The following is a 20,277-nucleotide window of genomic DNA, read 5'->3' on the forward strand; positions in this document are numbered from 1 at the left end:
GGCGCACCGGCTGCGCCGGAGCGCCTTCCGTGCGGCCTTGGGCCCGGCACCGCGCCAAGGCGCGGTGCCGGGCCCAACTGCGGCGGGGCTTGGCAAAGCCCCTGAAGCAGGCGGGAGCGCACCGGTCTGCCGGTCTGCTGCAGGGATGGCAAAGAAAACACTTGAACGACTCAGGCACATGCCCGATATGGACGCCCAAGACGCCAACGCACGCGCCTCTGGCGAAAGGGGTTACGCCCCTACGGTTACGTAGCGACGGTAACGTCTCTGACAGAACTGAGCGGTCATATATGGCCGGGTCTTTTGGAGATGACCATGAACGCAAACGTAGCCGGGCTGTCTGCCCGTAATTGCGAAACTGTATCCCGCACTCTGAGCTTCATCGCCGCAAACCGGTTTGAGCGGCCGACATTGGTGGTGGACGCCGAAGCGGTTGCCGCCAAATACCAGGCGCTGGCTCGCGGGCTGGGCCGGGCCCGCATTCACTATGCGGTCAAGGCCAACCCGGCAGCGGGCATTCTTGAGCGGCTGGTGCAGGAGGGATCCAATTTCGACGCGGCCAGCCGGGCGGAGATCGAAATGTGCCTGGCGGCAGGCGCTGCGGCCAGCCGGATCACCTTTGGCAATACCATTAAACGCCCTGCCGACATTGCCTTTGCCCACAGCATCGGCATCACCCATTTCGCCGCCGATGCGCGTGAGGAGCTGGACAAGCTGGCCGCGCATGCGCCGGGCGCCAGGATTTGCCTGCGGCTGATCGTTGAGGCCAGCGAGGCCGATTGGCCGCTCAGCCGCAAATTCGGCTGCACGCCGGACAAGGCGCTGAAGCTGATGGATTATGCTGCCGCCCGCGGCTTGCAGGTCGATGGCTTGTCGTTCCACGTCGGTTCGCAAACCCGCGAGCCGCAGATGTGGCAGGGCACGCTGGAGCAGGTGGCGCGGGTCTGGCGCCAGGCGCATGAGGCAGGCCATGAACTGAACCTGCTGAACATCGGCGGCGGTTTTCCGGCCTCTTATGGCTCGGACATGATGCCGGCCGAAGATTACGCCCGCGCGGTGATGGAACTGGTCGGCGCGCATTTCGGCGATGTGCCGGAGATCATGGCTGAACCGGGCCGCGGACTGGTGGCCGAGGCAGGCGCCATTGCCGCCGAGGTGCTGCTGGTCTCGCGTAAGCATGACGATGATCTGCACCGCTGGGCCTACCTCGATATCGGCATGTTCTCGGGCCTTGCCGAAACCATGGGCGAGGCAATCCGCTACCGGATCACCACGGACCGCGACCATGAGACCACCGGCCCCTGCATTCTGGCCGGACCTTCCTGCGACAGCGCGGATGTGCTGTACGAGCGCAAGCCCTACCAACTGCCGCTGGGGCTGAGGGGCGGCGACCGCGTGGTGATCCATTCTTGCGGGGCTTATACCTCGACCTATGCGTCGGTCGGCTTCAACGGCTTCCCGCCGTTGGACGTGGTAGTGATCTGATCGTTGTGATCCGATGGTGCAGCCCAGCCGCGGCTGCGGGGCTTGCAAACCTGCGGCGATGCGGTCTTGATGGGGCAAACAGACAGGAAAGTTTGCCCCATGACCGACATTCCCGCAGCCCCGGCCGATGCGGAGGCCCGCCGCGCTGTCCAGCCAGTGGTCTGCTATCCTAACGAAACCCTGCCGGCGCCCGATCTGGCGCTGTATCACCAGGCCCGGCTGGGCGCAGTGAAGACCGGCGAGGTGCTGGCGCAGCCCCGCGAAGCCGCCTGTTTTGAGGTGCCGGCCGGGCATTTCTTCCGGATCGGCTCAGTGCAGGGGCCGCAGGTCGGCGACCTCAACCTGTGGAGCAGGAACGACCTGAGCGAGCGGTTTTACTCCGGCAAGACCCGCGCCTTGCATGGCACCCATATCACCACCGGCGAACGGATGTGGACCAGTTTCCCGCATCTGCGCCCCATGGCCACGATTACCGCAGATACCTTGGGCTGGTACGGGATCGACGATTTCGGCGGTTCGGTGCATGATGTGATCGGCACCCGCTGCGATCCTTACACCGGCAACCTTTTGGCCGGCAGCCAGTACCACCACTGCTGCCATTCCAATCTGACACGCGCATTGGCGGAACACCTCGGCCTTTCCCTGGCGGAGGCGGAACCGCATGTGCATGACGTGCTTAACGTTTTCATGTGCACCGGCTTTACCCGGGATACCGGCCAGTATTTCATGAAGGCCAGCCCGGTGCGGCCCGGTGACTATCTGGAATTCTTTGCCGAAATTGATCTTCTCGGCGCCCTCAGCGCCTGTCCCGGCGGCGATTGCTCGGCTGAGCATTCCAGCGATACCGCCGCCTGCCATCCGCTGCTGATCGAGATCTTTGAGCCCGCAGCAGGCGCGCTGAAGGGCTGGCAAAGCCCGCCCCGCAATGGTTATGACCGCAGCCATGGCCGATAGCGGTCAGAATAGGAAAGCTGCAGTTTCACCGGAAGCGCCAATATTGGCGTGAATTCTGGAGGGATAGAGATTTTCTGGAATGCAGCGGCGTCACACGCGTTCAGCCTTAAGGGCACCATGAGGCAATGCAGGCAGAGAATGCATTCAAGGTGCCTCTTGGCCGCATTGGTTAAACGTTCAGGCTGGCAATAAAAAGGGCAGTGGAAAACCGCTGCCCTTACTTTTTAATGAATTAACGCGATATCAGGAAAATGCGGCTTCCAACGCAATTTCCACCATGTCGCCAAAGCTGCGTTCCCGCTGATCGGACGGCAAGGCTTCGCCAGTGCCCAGATGGTCAGACACCGTCAGCACTGCCAGAGCCCGGCAGCCATGCCGGGCCGCAAGCGTGTAAAGCTCTGCGGCTTCCATCTCCACGCCGAGAATGCCGTGGCGCACCATCTGCTCATTCAGGTCGGGGCGTTCGTCATAAAACACATCTGACGAGTAGATGCCGCCGATATGTGTTGCGGCATCACGTTTCGCCGCAGCTTGCGCCGCCGCCTGCAGCAGGCCCCAATCAGCGCATGGGGCAAAGTTCAGCTCCCGGAAGATACCGCTGGAGGGGCTGTTCAGAGTGCTGGCAGTCATCGCCAGAATCACGTCGCGGACCTTGACCCTGTCCTGCATCCCGCCGCAGGAGCCGATGCGGATCAGCGTCTTGGCACCGAAATCGCGGATCAGCTCATTGGCATAGATCGACAGCGAGGGCATCCCCATGCCGCTGCCTTGAATGGTCACCGGATGCCCGTTCCAGCTGCCGGTGAATCCCAGCATCCCGCGCACCTCGTTGACCAGCTTGGCGTCTTTCAAAAATGTCTCTGCAGCCCATTTCGCCCGGTAGGGGTCGCCGGGCATCAAAACAGTTTCCGCAATATCGTCTTTTGCGGCACCAATATGAATGGTCATGGTTTTGCTCCGCCGTCAGGTTCAGATTTCCAGGTCGGAAATATCCATGCCTGCGGTCAGCGCAGCATGCACCCAATGCGGTTTGCGGCCGCGGCCGGTCCAGGTTTCGTCATGGTTGCTGGGGTTGCGGTATTTTGGGGCCGCTTTGTTTTTCTTTACGCCTTGACGCGAGGCGCCGGCGATTTCTTCCAAGGAGAAGCCGTATTTCGCAGCCGCTTCTTCAGCCGCTTTCAAAGCTTCCTGGCGTTCGCGCAGTTCTGCTGTACGCAGCGCTTCTTCCACATCGCTTTGCAGCTGAAGAAGTTCTTTTCTGGTCATTGCCGAAAGATCGAGGGTCATTCTGCACTCCACATTAAATGACATACCGGAAGCCCCGGTATGTCACTCTTTATGGCGCAAATGCCAGACGCGTTTCAGCATCTTTTTGGAAATTCGCGGAAAATTGCCCAAGAACGGTCAATTCACTGCAATTTCCGGTGGCTTTGCCAAGTTCACAATGTCGCTCATAATTGAATTGAGCTCAAAATCTTTGGGAGTGTAAACGCGCGCCACGCCCATGGATTTCAGCCGTTCCGCATCGTCATCGGGGATAATCCCGCCGACAATCACCGGGATATGGCCAAGGCCGGCCTCCTGCATCCGGCTCATCATTTCCTCGACCAGCGGCAGGTGGCTGCCCGACAGGATCGACAGGCCAACCACATGGGCGTCGTCTTTTTGCGCGGCTTCGACCAGCTCTGCCGGGGTCATGCGGATGCCGTCATAGGTGATGTCCATGCCGCAATCGCGGGCGCGGAAGGCGATTTGCTCGGCGCCGTTGGAATGGCCGTCCAGCCCCGGCTTGCCGACCACGAATTTGATGCGGCGGCCCAGCACGTCGCTGACTGCATTCACCGCATCGCGCAGGTCATCCAGTCCTTCGGTCTTGTTGGAAACGGACGCCGACACGCCGGTCGGGCCGCGGTAAGTACCGTGGACCTTGCGCATTTCCTCGGCCCATTCGCCGGTGGTGACGCCAGCCTTGGCGGCGGCGATGGACGGCTCCATAATATTGGCGCCGCTTTGCGCCGCAGCCCGCAGGGCGGCGAGTGCAGCTTCGACCGCCGCAGTGTCTCGTTCAGCGCGCCAGGCGTTCAGGCGGTTGATCTGCTCCTGCTCCACCGCCGGGTCCACAACCATGATGCCGCCGTCCTCGGTCTGCAGCGGCGAGGGTTCGCCCTCGGTCCATTTGTTGACGCCGACCACAACGGTCTCGTTCTTCTCAATCCGGTTCAGACGCTCGGCGTTGGAGTCGACCAGGCGGCCCTTCATATACTCGATGGAGGCCACGGCGCCGCCCATCGATTCCAGGTTGGCCAGCTCGGCCCGGGCGCCGTCCTTCAGCTCTTCGACCTTGGCATCCACCGCCGGGTTGCCATCGAACAGGTCGCCGTATTCCAGCAGGTCGGTCTCATAGGCCAGAATCTGCTGCATCCGCATCGACCACTGCTGGTCCCAGGGGCGGGGCAGGCCAAGCGCCTCGTTCCAGGCGGGCAGCTGCACCGCGCGGGCGCGGGCCTTTTTCGACAGGGTCACCGCCAGCATCTCGATCAGGATACGGTAGACGTTGTTTTCCGGCTGCTGTTCGGTCAGACCCAGCGAATTCACCTGCACGCCGTAACGGAAGCGGCGGAATTTCGGATCGCCCACGCCGTAGCGGTCGCGGCAAATCTCATCCCACAGATCGACAAAGGCACGCATCTTGCACATCTCGGTGACAAAGCGGATGCCCGCATTCACAAAGAAGGAAATCCGCCCGACCATCGCCGGGAAGTCCTCCGGCGCGATGCGCGGTTTCAGTTCGTCCAGCACCGCCTGGGCGGTCGCCAGCGCAAAGGCCAGCTCCTGCTCCGGTGTCGCACCGGCCTCTTGCAGGTGGTAGGAACACACGTTCATCGGGTTCCACTTGGGCACGTTGGTATAGCAATACTCGGCCACATCCGCGATCATTTTCAGGCTGGGCTTGGGCGGGCAGACATAGGTGCCGCGGCTCAGGTATTCCTTGATCAGATCGTTCTGCACCGTGCCCTGCAGTTTGGCGACATCCGCGCCCTGTTCCTCGGCCACCGCGATGTAAAGCGACAGCAGCCAGGGCGCCGTCGCATTGATGGTCATCGAGGTATTCATCTGCTCCAGCGGGATCTGATCGAACAGCGCCCGCATGTCGCCCAGATGACCGACCGGCACCCCGACCTTGCCCACTTCGCCGCGCGCCAGCACGTGGTCGCTGTCATACCCGGTCTGTGTCGGCAGGTCGAAGGCCACCGACAGGCCGGTCTGTCCCTTGGCCAGGTTGGCGCGGTACAGCGCGTTGGACGCCGATGCCGTGGAGTGGCCGGCATAGGTGCGGATCAGCCAGGGGCGGTCTTTTTGCATCTGCGGCATGTCGGGCCTCGCGAGTCAGTGTGATGGTAATTTTATTTCGTCACGCAGATGTAAACTGCAATTTTCGACCCGTGTCAATTCGCTGCGTTGCGGCATTGCCCTTAGCGGTACCACTTTTCCCAATTTCTCCAAAAGGTAGATTGCGGCAAAGCCGCCTCCCGCATAGGGTCCGCGGTATTTATGTACAATTTTCATTGAGGGCATTATGGCTGAAACCAGCAGGCTGAGCGAATTTGACGGGTTGCGCGCCATTGCCTTGCTGTCTGTCGTTCTGTTCCACTACTTTCAGCGTTTTCCAGAATTCTACCCCTACGGAGACAGTCTTCTGCCCGTGACGGGATACGGCTACCTTGGTGTCCACCTGTTCTTTGTCATTTCCGGTTTCGTCATTTCGGTCTCGCTCAGGTCCGGAAGCGGCTTGCACGTGTTTCTGCTCAAGCGCCTGCTGCGGCTGTGGCCGCCTCTTGCGGTCTGCGCGGTCATCACTTTTATAGCCATGCACCTCATCGACAGCGCATACAGCAACTCTGTGCAGACCGGATTCAGCGGCTTTGCGGCATCGCTAAGCTTTATTCCCCCAGCCTTTTGGCGGTTCAATTTCGGCTTCGACGGCTACATTGACGGGGTGTACTGGACATTGACCTGTGAAGTGCTGTTTTACCTCTGGGCGGCGGTTTTGTTTGCAGTCTTCGGGCCCCGCCGGTTTGCTGAACGTGCAGCCCTGGTGCTTTTGGCCGGGCAATCTGTCTTGTTAGCGGCAGAAGTCGTTTTTCCGGATCTTGTGCCTTCACAGCTGAACATGCTGATGCTCGTGGGCTACGCGCATTTATTTGCGGCCGGTGTCCTTTTTGCCCGGGTATACAGCCATGGCGCCTGCACCCGTACCCTTGCGCTGCTGGGGGCAAGTGTTGCGGTGGCGCTGGGCATGGCGCAGGACGCAGGAGAGGCCGCAATTCTGACGCTGATCTACCTGATCGTTGCCGCCTGCGCCTGGCGCCTGCCTGCGGCGCGGCTGCTGGGATGGCGCCCCTTGTCCTGGATCGGGCTGGTCAGTTATTCGGTTTATCTGCTGCACAACAATATCGGCATCACGCTGTTGTCCCTGTTACCCCCGGGCCTGCCCGGCGCGGTGTATTTTGCCAGCGCTGCGGGGGTGCTGGGCGGGATAGTGCTGCTTTCCTGGGGTGTCTTCACCTGGGTCGAGAAGCCCTCGCAATCTCTTGCCAGGCGATTGGGCGCGTGGTTCCGGGAACCCAGACCGGCAGGTCTGCCGGACGGCCTGCAACAGGAGTAATGCGCGATAGCATTGCGGCAGGTCCGGCGCCCGCCCTCAATTTCCCTTGTAACGCCCTGCGGCCTGCGCAACTGTCCTGATATGACGCAAACCGTGGAAATTCCGCTGTGGTTATTCATGCTGGTCGTGGGCTTCGCCGCGGTGACTTTTGCCTCGCATTTTCTGTTTCCCTCGGTGCGCTGGTTTTTCCGGCGGCGTCTGGAGCGTGCCGTGGCGCGGCTGAACCAGCGGCTCGAACGCCCGATTGAGCCGTTCAAGCTGGCCCGGCGCCACGACATGATCCAGCGGCTGATCCATGATCCGCAGGTGGCCCAGGCGGCGGCGGATCACGCGGCCGCAGAAGGCATCCCCGAAAACGTGGCGTTTGAACAGGTGCGCCGCTATGCCCGCGAGATCGTGCCCGGATTTTCCGCTTTTGCCTATTTCGGCCTCGCCATCCGCGCGGCGCGGCTGTTGTCCAATGCGGTCTACAGGGTGCGGCTGGGCCATCAGGACGAGGCGGCGCTGCGCGCCATCGACCCGAATGCAACGGTGGTCTTTGTGATGAACCACCGTTCGAACATGGACTATGTGCTGGTCACTTATCTGGCGGCGGATCGCACTGCGCTGTCTTATGCGGTGGGGGAATGGGCGCGGGTCTGGCCGCTGTCACGCCTGATCCGGGCGATGGGCGCCTATTTCATCCGCCGCCGTTCGCGCAATGATCTCTACCGCAAGGTGCTGGCCTCCTATGTGCGGCTGGCAACCCGCGGCGGATCCACCCAGGCGATGTTCCCCGAAGGGGGCCTTAGCCTGGACGGTGCCATTGCTGCGCCCAAACTGGGCCTGCTGAAGTATATTGTCGAAGGCTATGACCCGGAGGGGCGCGATGTGGTCTTTGTGCCGGTGGCGTTGAATTACGACCGGGTGCTGGAAGACAGGATCCTGACCTCTGCTGCCAAGGATGGCGACCGCAGGTTCCGGGCCCGGATCGGCCTGGTGGCGCTGCGGCTGCTGCGGCTGTTGTGGCTGTGGATGACCGGGCGTTACCACCGTTCGGGCTATGCCGGAGTGAACTTTGGCCGCCCCCTCAGCCTGGCCGCGTTTGGTGCCGGGCGGCAAGGGGACATGACCAAGCCGCTGGGTCGTGAGCTGATGGCACGGATCAGCGCCATTGTTCCGGTTCTGCCGGTGCCGCTGATTGCCGCCATTCTGCAGCAGCACGGTCCCCTTAGCCGTGCCGCCGTTGAGCATCAGCTGGCGGATCTGATTGCGGCGATGCCGCTGGCCCATGTCCACATGCCGCGGGAAAACCTGGGCTATGCCGCGGACGCAGGGCTGCGGCAGCTGGTGCGGCGCGGTCTTGTCACCGAGGACAACGGGCGGTTCAGCCCGGTTGCGGCGCGGCGCGATCTGCTGGCCTTCTATGCCAATTCCATCCGCCACCTGTTGCCTCGAAACGGCTCGAACGCGGATGGCGGCGATGGTTTTTCTGCACCTGCCAAGGACAATGCTGCATCTGCAGGGTCATAAAATTACCCATACTTGCCAAAAGAGGTTGCAATATTACCTTCTCAATCCTATCCCTCAGGTAACCGCTGCGATTCTGCACCGCGGCAATTGACAGGATGCAAAGGAGGCCATCATGGCATTGGATACCCAGACTGACGTCATGTCGTACGAGGCGCCCGAGAAAGATCTCTATGAGATGGGCGAAATGCCCCCGATGGGATATGTGCCCAAGAAGATGTACGCATGGGCGATCCGCAAGGAGCGCCACGGCGAGCCGAACACTGCGATGGAGCAGGAAGTGGTCGACGTGCCCGAGCTGGACAGCAACGAAGTGCTGGTTCTGGTGATGGCGGCGGGCGTCAACTACAATGGTGTCTGGGCCTCCCTCGGCACGCCGATCTCGCCCTTTGACGGCCACAAGGCGCCTTATCACATTGCCGGCTCCGATGCTGCCGGCATCGTTTGGGCCGTTGGTTCCAAAGTCACCCGCTGGAAAGTCGGCGACGAGGTGGTGATCCACTGCAACCAGGACGACGGCGACGACGAGGAATGCAACGGCGGCGATCCGATGTTCTCGACCAGCCAGCGGATCTGGGGCTATGAGACTCCGGATGGTTCGTTTGCTCAGTTCACCAACGTGCAGGCCCAGCAGCTGATGCCGCGCCCCAAGCACCTGACCTGGGAAGAAAGCGCCTGCTACACGCTGACGCTGGCCACCGCCTACCGGATGCTGTTCGGCCACGAACCGCATGACCTGAAGCCGGGCCAGAACGTTCTGGTCTGGGGCGCTTCGGGCGGCCTGGGGTCCTATGCGATCCAGCTGATCAACACGGCGGGCGCCAACGCCATCGGCGTGATCTCGGATGAAAGCAAGCGCGACTTTGTCATGGGCCTGGGCGCCAAGGGCGTTCTGAACCGCAAGGACTTCAACTGCTGGGGGCAGATGCCCACAGTGAACACCCCCGAATACGCTGCCTGGTTCAAGGAAGCGCGTAAATTCGGCAAAGCGATCTGGGACATCACCGGCAAAGGCGTAAACGTCGACATGGTGTTCGAGCATCCCGGCGAGAGCACTTTTCCTGTCTCGACTTTCGTCTGCAAAAAGGGTGGCATGGTTGTGATCTGCGCGGGCACCACCGGCTATAACCTGACCTTTGACGTGCGCTACATGTGGATGCATCAGAAACGTTTGCAGGGCTCGCATTTTGCCCATCTCAAGCAGGCCGCGTCTGCAAACAAACTGATGGTCGAGCGCCGCCTGGATCCCTGCATGTCCGAAGTCTTTACCTGGAACGATCTGCCGGAGGCGCATATGAAGATGCGGCGCAACGAGCATCTGCCCGGCAACATGTCGGTACTGGTTCAGGCGCCAAAGACCGGCCTGCGCACCCTTCAGGATGTGCTCGACGCCAAAGGCTGATTTGCCGGCGCTTCCAAGATGGACTGAAATCTCCCCGCGAATCATATCTGTGCTTCGCGGGTTTTTTTGTAATTTTATCTTTTTCAGGAAGTTAACTGCTGCGCCCTCCCTATTTCTGGGGAGGCGCGGTTCGGAGGCCGCGTAATTAAGTTGTTGGTGTTGCGCTCCCGGCGCAATTCCCGCGCAATCGGATGCCTTGCAGCAGTAAACTGCCCAAACCCTTGAGGTTGTCATTGACCGCACAAAGCCCCGCACTGCAAAAGAACAACAGTTGTCTGCAACGAACCCCGAGACAGCCTTGCTGGTTGTGAATAGCCGGATCGGGCAGGCTCTGGACTGAACTGGTATACGGCAATGGCACATAAGGCAGAGTTGGACCGCATTCTGGAGGCGCTTGACGCCACCAAGACCCTTGACGGGCTGCAATCGATTATTGACCAGGTGCGCGGCGTGTTCGGGGTTGATCATGCCATGTATCATTGGGTCGACAGCGCCGGCGACCACTACCATTTCGGCACCTATCCGCAGGCTTGGGTCGAGCGCTACCAGGAAATGGCCTATGTGCGGGTCGATCCGGTGGTGGCCGGCTGCTATCAGCGGTTCCACCCGGTTGACTGGAAGCGGCTGGACTGGTCGCCGAAACCGGCTCGCGAATTCCTGAAAGACGCGCTGGAGCATGGGGTCGGCAATCAGGGTTACTCCATTCCGATCCGCGGGCCGAACGGGCAATTTGCGGTGTTTACCGTCAGCCATAATTGCGACGACGAGACCTGGGAAAAGCTCACGGAACGCTGCAGCCGCGATATGATCCTGATGGCACATTATTTCAACCGGAAGGCGCTTGAGTTCGAGCCGAGCCGCAGCCCGGAGCAGGCTCAGCCGCTGTCGCCGCGTGAAGTGGACGCACTGACATTGCTGGCCATCGGTTACAGCCGTGCACAGGTGGCAAAAACCCTGTCAATCTCTGAGCACACGCTGCGTGTCTATATTGAAAGTGCCCGGTTCAAGCTTGGCGCAATCAATACGACGCACGCCATTGCCCGGGCCATGACACTCGGTTTTATTGTAGTTTAACGTCAGAGTGTGGCGGCCATTGTAAATACACTCTGAAATTGCATTATGCAGGCGTAATCTGTCCCCACTGATCTACCAGAAGGGGACTAATCAATGCTTCGCTATATCTACGGCCATGATCTTCACAACCATGCAGACCTTGCACACTCTATGTTCCGCGACCGTGCGGATCAATTCCAGGCCCGGCTGGGCTGGGAGGTGCAGGTGGACTGCAAGGGTGAGGAGCGCGACCGCTACGACCAGCTGGATCCGCTCTATGTGATCTGGGAAATGCCGGATGGCAGCCATGGCGGCTCGATGCGGTTTCTTCCGACCACTGGCCCGGTGATGGTCAATGACGTCTTTCTTGATCTGGCCGGCGGGGTGCCGATCTGCAGCCCGCTGATCTGGGAATGCACCCGGTTCTGCCTGTCCCGCGACGCGGGCGGCAATGTGGCGGGGGCGCTGACCCTGGGCGGGGTTGAGATCATGCGCAATTTTTCCGTCGCGCATTTCGCCGGGGTCTTTGACCGCCGCATGGTGCGGATCTACCGCAGCCTCGGCTTCAGCCCGGACATCATCGGCACCCAGGGCGAAGGCCGTGAACGGATCTGCCTCGGCTTGTGGGAATACACGCCCGAGGTCTATCTGAACGTTGCCTCCAAGGCCGGGATTGCCCCCGATCTGTCGCAGCTCTGGTTCGATCGGTCCTTTGGCAGTGCCGGTGCGGCAGCGCCCATGGCTCTCACTGGCTGATTGAGTCGAAATCCGGGGCCGGATCCTCTGGCGGACCCGGTCCCGCGGCTGTAGGGTCGCGCAATGACAGCTCTGCCCGTACAGTTCTCCGACGACCAGGCCACCGCTTTTGACAGCGTGACCGAGCTCCTGCGCAAGGCAGGGGTGGATCTTGATGACGGGTTGCTGCACCCGCCCCGCGGTGACGCCGGGGTGATGGCAGTGATCGGCAAGGCAGGATCGGGCAAGACGCTGCTGCTGGCCGAATTGTACAAGGCGCTGGAGCAGGCCGGGGTCGAGGTCGTCTCGGGCGACTATGAAAGCCGCAAGAAAAGCGACGACCGCCGCACCCTGGCGATCCTGGCGCCAACCAACAAGGCCGCCAGCGTGCTGCGCCTGCGCGGCGTGCCGGCCACCACAATTCACCGCATTCTTTACACACCGGTCTATGACCCGGAATACGAACGCATCGCCGAATGGCTGGCGGGGCAGGGGGACAAGCCCGAGATTGAAGGGCTGACCGAGGAAGCCCTGGCCCGCGCGGCTGCGTTCTTTGAGAAAAACAAATCAATCCCCGGCGCCCTGGCCGCCGCGGGCCTGCGCGGCTCGGATTTCATCACCGGCTGGAAACGGCGTGAGGAGCCGCTGGACATCGGCTTTGTTGACGAAGCCTCGATGCTGGACGACCGCCAGTTCGAGGACCTGAAGGAGATTTTTCCCAATCTGGTGCTGTTTGGCGACCCGGCGCAGCTGGCCCCGGTCAATCAGTCAGGCTCAATGGTGTTTGATACCCTGCCGGAGCCGCAGCGCCTGATCCTGAACCGCATCCACCGGCAAGAGGCTGGCAATCCGATCCTGGATCTTGCCCACGCATTGGCCGACCCGGAGCTGCGGTTCGAGGATTTTGAGCGGATGATCGAAGACACCGCCCGGCGCGACGACCGTGTGGTTTGGGGCCAGCGGGTTGAGGTTGACCTGATGGCGCGCTCACCGGTGCTGGTATGGCGCAACAATACAAGAATCCGGCTGATCAATGCCTTCCGGAATGTCCACGGCGCTCCGGAGGATGCGCTGATCGCCGGAGAGCCATTGATCTGCGACGGTATCGAACTGCCGATGAAACACCGCAAGAAACGCTTGGACTTGGAGGCACGCGGGCTGATCAAGGGCGCCCAGGTGATCTTTCTCGGGGCCGGCCGTAAACCCGGATTCTCCCGCTTGCATGTGATGGGGGCCGAGGATCCGCAGGTCTCTGCGGCCTCTATCGTGAAAATCGAAATGCCGGATGAGGAAGAGCCGTTCATTCCCTACGCCGCCCGTATGGGCGCTACTTTCCTGCATGGTGCGGCGGTGACCATTCACAAGGCGCAAGGCTCGCAATGGGACACCACTCAGGTGTTTGCTCCGGATATCTATGCCGCCGCCCGCATGGGCCGGGTCGAAGCAGGCCAGCCGCTGTGGAAGCGCCTCGCCTATGTGGCGATCACCCGGGCGCAGGAGCGGCTGATCTGGGTGGTGCGCAACCGATTGGCCAAACCGTCGGGCCCATTGCAGGTGGATGACCTGAAGGCGGTGCCAGCCGCCGCGCTGACGCTGGAAACGCAGGAGAATACCCCGGCATGAGCAAGTCCATCCTGATCACCGGCGCCAGCTCAGGCATCGGCCGCGCCGTGGCAGAATTGTTCCTCGCCGAAGGCTGGCAGGCTGGTCTGATTGCACGGCGGGCGGACAAGCTGCAGGAGGTGGCGCAGGGCCACTCAGGCGCCCATGTGCTGCCTGCCGATGTCACTGACCCGGCGGCTGTGGATCATGCGGTGAACAGCTTTGCCATGGCGGCGGGGCGGCTGGATGTTCTGTTCAACAACGCAGGCATTTTCACCCCGTCCGGCACCATTGATGAAATCCCGTTGGAAGATTGGTTTGCCTCCGTCAATGTGAACCTCACCGGCATGTACCTGACGGCCCGTGCGGCCTTCCGCCAGATGCGGCAGCAATCGCCGCAGGGCGGGCGGATCATCAACAACGGCTCAATCGCCGCCCATGTGCCGCGGCCCCATTCGGCGCCTTATGCGGTCACCAAGGCAGCGATCACTGGCCTCACCAAAAGCCTGTCGCTGGATGGGCGCCCTTTTGATATTGCCTGCGGACAGATCGACATCGGCAACACCCGGACCCCGATGGTCGAAGACCTGAGCCAGCGTCATGCCGACGCCAACCCTGGTGCAGAACCGATGCATACATTTGCGGTGAAGGATGCAGCAAACTCAGTGCTGCATATGGCGAATTTGCCGCTAGAGGCAAATGTTCAGTTCATGACGGTGATGGCGACCAAGATGCCCTATATCGGCCGCGGCTGAACTCTCCCGTCCGTCACCGGCGCATTAGATATGCGCCGCTCCCGTTGGGCGTGGCGCTGCGCTGGCGCGCAGCGTGCCTCCGGCGGGAGTATTTTCGCAAAGGAGAAACAGGGGGGTTCATCTTTCCCAAGTACTCCGGGGTGAATTGGCCGCGAGGCCAAGAGGGGCAGCGCCCCTTTTACCGGTTCCGAAGCAGGCTGAAAGCGGCTGAGGCGCCCCAGCCGGAGGCAATTGCAATGGCCAGTGCCATCAGGCCATAAAGAAACGGCTGCTCGCGGGACATCGAAAACAGGAACCGTTCCAGCCCCACTTTACGCACATCGATTGTGGTCTCGTAACTGGAGACAACCTCGCCGCCGCGGGTTAGAAAGATGCGGGTCTGGTAGTCGCCCTCAGTCAGGTCCGCCGGCATCTCGATAGCGGTGCGGAACAGGGTCTGCTCATCCACTGCGACAGTGTTTTCCCGCAGCGAATAGAGCCCGTTGTCCTCGCGGATGCGCACCACCGCGTCAGCAAAGGACTGGGCGCCGCGGATGTGCATCGCCGCACCGACCGAACGGATAGCCCGTTCGATGGACACCCGGAAACGCAAATCTTCGGTATCCGTCAGCACCTGGTCAAACGGTGCGCTGGTGGCCACCGCATAGAACGCCGGGGCCGAGTCCACCAGCACGCTGTCCACATTGACCCAGATCCCCAGCTTCTTTTCCTTGCGGCGCACCATCACCGCCGGGGCAGGGCCGGACACTGTGACAATCACTTCCAGCGGATCCTCCGACGGGATCGGGGTTTCGCGTTTCACCGCGCCGAAGATCAGAATCTCCGAACCATCGAAAGTGGCGGTGATCGCGACCCGGTCCTGGCTGAGGCCCAGAACAACTTCTTCCTTGGCGGCCTGGGCGGCAGACTGCGGCAGCAGTGCCAGGGCGGCAGCTGTGAGGGCGGACATAAGCAGCTTGCGCATGATCAGTGGCCTCCCGCAGCGCCGAGCGAGTACAGCTCAGCCGGTTGCAGCAGCAGCTCAAGCCCCAGCTTGGCGCAGACGATGATCACCATCAGCGCCAGCAGGATCCGCAGCTGTTCGGCCTTGAGATAGACACCGATGCGGGTGCCGATCTGGGCGCCGATCACGCCGCCGACCAGCAGCAGCACTGCCAGAACGATGTCCACCGTATAGTTGGTGGTGGCATGCAGCATGGTAGTGAAAGCGGTGACCGTGATGATCTGGAACAGCGAGGTGCCGACAACCACTTTGGTCGGCATGCCAAGGATGTAGATCATCGCAGGCACCATGATGAAACCGCCGCCGACACCCATGATGGCGGCCAGAATACCGACGCAAATGCCGACCAGCACCGGCGGGATCACTGAAATGTACAGGCCCGAGGTGCGGAACCGCATCTTGAACGGCAGGGCATGTACCCAGCTGCGCTGGCGCCGTGCTGCAGGGGCCGCGCCGCCCGCTTTCTTGGACTTGCGGATGGCGTTCAGGCTTTCGACGAACATCAACCCGCCGACCACACCCAGGAAGACGACATAGCAAAGCTTGACCAGCAGATCGACCTGGCCAAGCGCCTTGAGGTAGTTGAACACCACCACCCCAAGCGCCGCGCCCATCAGGCCGCCGGCCTGCAGCACAAGCCCCATCTTGATATCGACCGTGCGCCTTCGAAAATGCGCCAGCACGCCGGAAAAGGACGAGGCGACAATCTGGTTCGCTTCCGTAGCCACCGCCACGGCCGGCGGGATGCCGATGAAAAACAACAGCGGCGTCATCAGAAAGCCGCCGCCGACTCCGAACATGCCCGAGAGAACCCCGACCATTCCCCCGAGGCCCAGGAGAAGGAAGGCATTGACCGAGACCTCAGCTATGGGAAGGTATATCTGCATGGTCCTTGTTAAACCGCAGTTCGTTCAGAAATCAATGATCTATGCCGCTCTGCAGCGTGCAGGACTGATTTGACGCATCAAACTGGACTTATCGTTGGGTTTGCGGAACGGGGGCAGGCGGGACGCTCCCGCGCCCGCAGGAGATGGCTGCGCCATCCCCTTGGCGGCCTTGGGCCGGGCACCGCACTGCGTGCGCTGCAACAGGGGTCTGCTGTGACGCCTCTGATGGGCAGAAAGGGAAACACCCGGCGCGGGGCCGGGTGTTTCAGCAGGGCAGACGCAGGGCTTAACGCTCTTTGACGTAAGGCTCGCCGCCAGCGCGGGGCGGGATTGCCTTGCCGACAAAACCTGCAAGAATCACCACCGTCAGCACGTAAGGCAGTGCGTCCATCGCCTGCACTGGAATGGTGATGCCGCCCAGTTCGATGTTCTGGAACCGCAGCGCGACGGCCTGCAAAAGGCCGAACAGCAGGCAGGCGCCCATCGCGTGCCAGGGCCGCCACTTGGCAAAGATCAGCGCCGCCAGCGCAATGAACCCGCGGCCCGCTGTCATGTCCTTGACAAAGCCTGCCTGCAACGCGGTGGCCAGATAAGCACCGGCAATGCCGCACAACAGGCCGCAGATCATCACTGCGGCATACCGCAGGCCAACTACGGAAACACCTGCAGTATCCACCGCCGCCGGGTTTTCCCCCACCGCACGCAAGCGCAGGCCAAAGCGGGTGCGGAACAGCACCCACCAAGTGGCAGGCACCGCCAGAAAGGCGATGTAGACCAGGATCGAATGGCCAGACAGCAGCTCGGAATAAACCGGCCCCAGTCCCGGCACGCCGGACAGGCTGTCGGCAAACGGCAAGGAGACCGGGCCAAACCGGCCGCCGCTGATCAGCGAAGGTGTGCGGCCGCCTTGCTGGAACCAGTCCTGTGCGATCAGCACGGTCATGCCTGCCGCGAGAAAGTTGATCGCCACGCCGGAAATCAGCTGATTGCCGCGGAAGGTGATCGACGCCACCCCGTGCAGGCCCGCCAGCACCAGCGAAGATCCGATACCGGCAAGCAGCCCCAGCCAGACATTGCCGGTGACGGCAGCGACAGCGGCGGAAAAGAAGGCCGCCATCAGCATCTTGCCTTCCAGGCCGATGTCGAAGATGCCCGCGCGTTCGGAAAAGAGGCCCGCGAGACAGGCCAGCAACAGCGGCGTCGCCAGACGGACGGTGGAGTCCAGCAGTTGGATGATCGTCAGGAAATCCATCAGCTCCGCCCCTTCCGCACCGCCAGAAAGATCTTTTCAAGCGGCATCCGCACCATGTTGTCCAGCGCGCCGGTGAACAGGATCACCAAGGCCTGGATCACCACGATCAGCTCGCGCGGGATTGAGGTCCAGAGCGCCAGCTCGGCGCCGCCCTGATACAGGAACCCGAACAGGATCGCCGCCAGGAATACGCCGAACGGATGGTTGCGGCCCATCAGTGCCACCGCAATGCCGATGAAACCGGCGCCTTCGGTGGCGTTCAGCACCAGCCGTTCGGCCTCGCCCATCACGTTGTTGACCGCCATCATGCCGGCCATCGCGCCGGAGATCAGCATCGCGATCATGACAGTCCGGACCGAGGAGATGCCGGCATAACGCGCTCCGGGTTCCGATTTGCCAAGCGAGCGGATTTCATAGCCCAACGGAGTGCGCCAGATCAGCAGCCAGATAAACAGGCAGGCGCCGACAGCAACCAGCAGGCTGACATTGGCCGGCGCCGATTTGGAAAAGCTGATGCCGACCGGGGCCAGCAGCTCATGCAAAGACGGCAGATGCACAGCTTCGGGAAACCGCGCGGTGGCCGGGTCCATCGAGCCTTGGGGGCGCAGCACGTTGACCAGCACATAATTCAGCACCGCCGCGGCGATGAAGTTGAACATGATGGTGGTGATCACGATATGGCTGCCGCGTTTGGCCTGCAGGTAGGCAGGGATTGCGGCCCATGCGGCGCCGAAAATCCCGGCACCCAAGGCGGCAAAAACCAGCGCCAGCGACCAATGCGGCCAGGGGATCAGCAGGCAGACCAGCGCCACGCCAAGCCCGCCCAGCATCGCCTGGCCCTCGCCGCCGATGTTGAACAGGCCGGCATGGGCAGCAACCGCCACGGCAAGGCCTGTGAACATGAAATTTGTGGCGTAATACAGCGTGTAGCCCCAGCCATAGGTCGAGCCTAGGGCGCCATCAACCATCAGTTTGACCGCGGCGACCGGGTCTTCGCCGATCCCGAGGATTACCAGGGCTGACAGGATCGCGGCCAGCAAAAGACTGATCAGCGGGATCAGGACCACATCGGCCCATTTCGGCATCTTTTCCATTTACGCGGCCTCCCCCGCGACACCGGCCATCAACAGGCCCAGCTCTTTCTCGTCGGTCTGATCGGCGGGGCGTTCCCCCATGATCACGCCGTCGAACATCACCGCAACCCGGTCCGCCAGCGACAGGATTTCCTCCAGCTCAACCGAGACCAGCAGGATCGCCTTGCCTTGATCGCGCAGCTCGACGATCTGTTTGTGAATGAATTCGATGGCGCCGATATCGACACCGCGGGTCGGCTGGCCGATCAGCAACAGCTCGGGGTTCCGCTCAATCTCGCGCGCGACGACGATTTTCTGCTGGTTGCCGCCGGAAAAGCTTTTGGCGGCCAGCCAGGGATCCGGCGGGCGCACGTCGAACTTCTCCATCTTGGCTTCGGTATCCGCCCGCAGGGCGGCGTTATCCATCAGCAAACCATTCCTGTAAGCCGGATCGCGGTGATAGCCAAAGGCCACGTTCTCCCAGGCGTGGAAGTCCATGATGAGGCCCTCGCGCTGGCGGTCCTCCGGCACATGACCGATATGGGCGTCCCGCCGCGCACGGGCGTCTGCGCCCTGGCCGCGCAGCGGCAAGGGGCTGCCATGCAGTTTTATGCTGCCGCTGCCTGCGCGCATGCCGCCCAGAACCTCCAGCAACTCTGACTGGCCATTGCCAGCCACGCCTGCGATGCCGACAATCTCGCCCGCGCGCACGGTCAGGTTAATCCCCTTGACGCGTTCAACGCCGGCCTCATCCACCACCCGCAGGTTCTCAATCTCCAGGATCGGGGCACCGGGCCGGGCAGGCACCTTGTCCACCCGCAACAGCACCTTGCGGCCGACCATCAGCTCGGCCAGATGTTCGGGGCTGGTCTCAGCCGTTTTGACGGTGGCGGTCATCTGGCCGCGCCGCATCACCGAAACGGTGTCGGTATACTCCATGATCTCCCGCAGCTTGTGGGTGATCAGGATGATGGTTTTGCCTTCGGCGCGCAGCCGGTCGAGGATACGGAACAGCTGGTCGGCCTCGGAGGGTGTCAGCACGCCGGTCGGCTCGTCCAGGATCAGGATCTCGGCCTTGCGGTACAGTGCCTTGAGTATCTCAACCCGCTGCTGCATGCCGACACCGATCTCGTCAATGCGGGCATCTGGGTCCACAAACAGCTCGTATTCCGCCTCCAGCGCCTTCAGCTCCTTGCGGGCGCGGCGCAGCGAAGGCATCAGCATGCCGCTGTCCTCGGCGCCCAGCACGATGTTTTCCAGCACGGTGAAGTTCTCCACCAGTTTGAAATGCTGGAACACCATGCCGATGCCGGCAGCAATCGCCGCCTGGCTGTCGGGGATCGCGGTGCGTTGCCCCTTGATCCAAACCTCGCCTTTGTCGGCCTTGTAGAATCCATAGAGGATCGACATCAGCGTTGATTTTCCCGCACCGTTTTCCCCGATGATCCCGTGAATGGTGCCGGGGGCGACGCTGATCGAGATGTCCTTGTTCGCCTGGACCGGGCCAAAGGCCTTGGAAATACCTTTGAGTTCAATGGCGGGGGCGGTCAATCGGGCTCTCCCATGCCTGTAAATCCAATCAGCCGCACCACCTTGCCGTCCTCAAGATCAGCAAAATACTGGCCGCGCACCATGCGCTGGCCGTCCTTTTCGAAATCCACCGTGGCGCGCACGTGGCCATGGTGTTCCGAGACGGCAACCACCTTGGCCGCGCCACCGGGCATCATCGCGCTGAACTGCGCGACATATTCCAGATAGGCATCACGGCCTTCGATTGGGGCAGGAGAGTTGGGATCGGAGTAGTAAAAACGAGGCCCGATGGCCGCGTCCGTTTTTGCAGCGCGGCCTTCAGGCGTTGGGTCGCCCCAGGCCGCAAACAGAGTGTGAAGTGAATCCGTCAT

18 protein-coding genes are annotated in these 20,277 nt (G+C 61.8%); 9 read left to right on the top strand and 9 right to left on the bottom strand.

Features of this window, described 5'->3' with window-relative positions; genetic code table 11:
* Positions 1-315 precede the first annotated feature (315 nt).
* Entirely contained in the window at positions 316-1,485 is a 1,170-nt protein-coding gene (locus K3724_RS03810; RefSeq protein WP_259990226.1) for a type III PLP-dependent enzyme, read from the top strand.
* A 99-nt stretch (positions 1,486-1,584) separates the two neighbouring features.
* Positions 1,585-2,439, top strand: coding sequence for a DUF1989 domain-containing protein (locus tag K3724_RS03815; RefSeq protein WP_259990228.1), 855 nt, complete (start codon positions 1,585-1,587; stop codon positions 2,437-2,439).
* A gap of 243 nt (positions 2,440-2,682) precedes the next feature.
* Here K3724_RS03815 and deoD read toward each other — a convergent pair whose 3' ends face one another.
* From deoD to K3724_RS03830, 3 genes are all read right to left on the bottom strand, one after another.
* Positions 2,683-3,387: a purine-nucleoside phosphorylase gene (deoD, locus tag K3724_RS03820; protein WP_259990230.1), complete on the bottom strand. Its 705-nt coding sequence runs from the start codon at positions 3,385-3,387 to the stop codon at positions 2,683-2,685.
* 21 nt (positions 3,388-3,408) lie between these two features.
* Positions 3,409-3,726 (bottom strand): H-NS histone family protein, encoded by a 318-nt coding sequence (locus K3724_RS03825; protein WP_259990232.1) that lies wholly within the window; start codon positions 3,724-3,726, stop codon positions 3,409-3,411.
* Between the two features lie 117 nt (positions 3,727-3,843).
* Positions 3,844-5,811 (bottom strand): protein meaA, encoded by a 1,968-nt coding sequence (locus K3724_RS03830; RefSeq protein WP_259990234.1) that lies wholly within the window; start codon positions 5,809-5,811, stop codon positions 3,844-3,846.
* 205 nt (positions 5,812-6,016) lie between these two features.
* Between K3724_RS03830 and K3724_RS03835 the strand changes: the two genes are divergently transcribed.
* From K3724_RS03835 to K3724_RS03865, 7 genes are all read left to right on the top strand, one after another.
* Positions 6,017-7,105, top strand: coding sequence for an acyltransferase (locus K3724_RS03835; RefSeq protein ID WP_259990236.1), 1,089 nt, complete (start codon positions 6,017-6,019; stop codon positions 7,103-7,105).
* A gap of 81 nt (positions 7,106-7,186) precedes the next feature.
* Positions 7,187-8,617, top strand: a complete 1,431-nt coding sequence (locus K3724_RS03840) for a 1-acyl-sn-glycerol-3-phosphate acyltransferase (RefSeq protein WP_259990238.1) — start codon at positions 7,187-7,189, stop codon at positions 8,615-8,617.
* Between the two features lie 112 nt (positions 8,618-8,729).
* Complete coding sequence (ccrA, locus tag K3724_RS03845; RefSeq protein WP_027256384.1) at positions 8,730-10,016, top strand: crotonyl-CoA carboxylase/reductase; 1,287 nt, start codon at positions 8,730-8,732, stop codon at positions 10,014-10,016.
* Between the two features lie 354 nt (positions 10,017-10,370).
* Positions 10,371-11,090 carry a LuxR family transcriptional regulator gene (locus K3724_RS03850; protein ID WP_259990241.1) on the top strand — a complete coding sequence of 240 codons (720 nt, stop codon included), beginning with the start codon at positions 10,371-10,373 and terminating at the stop codon, positions 11,088-11,090.
* A gap of 93 nt (positions 11,091-11,183) precedes the next feature.
* On the top strand, positions 11,184-11,825 hold the full coding sequence (locus K3724_RS03855; RefSeq protein ID WP_259990243.1) for an acyl-homoserine-lactone synthase: 642 nt from the start codon (positions 11,184-11,186) through the stop codon (positions 11,823-11,825).
* A gap of 63 nt (positions 11,826-11,888) precedes the next feature.
* Positions 11,889-13,427, top strand: coding sequence for an ATP-dependent RecD-like DNA helicase (locus K3724_RS03860; RefSeq protein ID WP_259990245.1), 1,539 nt, complete (start codon positions 11,889-11,891; stop codon positions 13,425-13,427).
* Positions 13,424-14,161 carry an SDR family oxidoreductase gene (locus K3724_RS03865; RefSeq protein WP_259990246.1) on the top strand — a complete coding sequence of 246 codons (738 nt, stop codon included), beginning with the start codon at positions 13,424-13,426 and terminating at the stop codon, positions 14,159-14,161. Before K3724_RS03860 ends, K3724_RS03865 begins: the two co-directional genes overlap by 4 nt.
* Before the next feature lie 178 nt (positions 14,162-14,339).
* On the opposite strand, the gene K3724_RS03870 is transcribed toward K3724_RS03865, so the two are convergent.
* The 6 genes from K3724_RS03870 to K3724_RS03895 form a co-directional block, all read right to left on the bottom strand.
* Complete coding sequence (locus K3724_RS03870) at positions 14,340-15,125, bottom strand: TIGR02186 family protein (protein WP_259990248.1); 786 nt, start codon at positions 15,123-15,125, stop codon at positions 14,340-14,342.
* Between the two features lie 2 nt (positions 15,126-15,127).
* Positions 15,128-16,051 carry a sulfite exporter TauE/SafE family protein gene (locus K3724_RS03875; protein ID WP_259990250.1) on the bottom strand — a complete coding sequence of 308 codons (924 nt, stop codon included), beginning with the start codon at positions 16,049-16,051 and terminating at the stop codon, positions 15,128-15,130.
* Between the two features lie 286 nt (positions 16,052-16,337).
* Positions 16,338-17,303 (bottom strand): ABC transporter permease, encoded by a 966-nt coding sequence (locus K3724_RS03880; RefSeq protein ID WP_129369911.1) that lies wholly within the window; start codon positions 17,301-17,303, stop codon positions 16,338-16,340.
* A complete protein-coding gene (locus tag K3724_RS03885) occupies positions 17,303-18,397 on the bottom strand; it encodes an ABC transporter permease (protein WP_259990252.1) in 1,095 nt (364 codons plus the stop codon). The genes K3724_RS03880 and K3724_RS03885 overlap by 1 nt, the downstream gene beginning before the upstream one ends.
* Entirely contained in the window at positions 18,398-19,927 is a 1,530-nt protein-coding gene (locus K3724_RS03890) for an ABC transporter ATP-binding protein (RefSeq protein WP_259990254.1), read from the bottom strand.
* Positions 19,924-20,277 carry a nuclear transport factor 2 family protein gene (locus K3724_RS03895; protein WP_259990256.1) on the bottom strand — a complete coding sequence of 118 codons (354 nt, stop codon included), beginning with the start codon at positions 20,275-20,277 and terminating at the stop codon, positions 19,924-19,926. Before K3724_RS03895 ends, K3724_RS03890 begins: the two co-directional genes overlap by 4 nt.

It is taken from the genome of Leisingera sp. M658 (assembly GCF_025144145.1).
In the GTDB taxonomy this organism is placed as follows: Bacteria; Pseudomonadota; Alphaproteobacteria; order Rhodobacterales; family Rhodobacteraceae; genus Leisingera.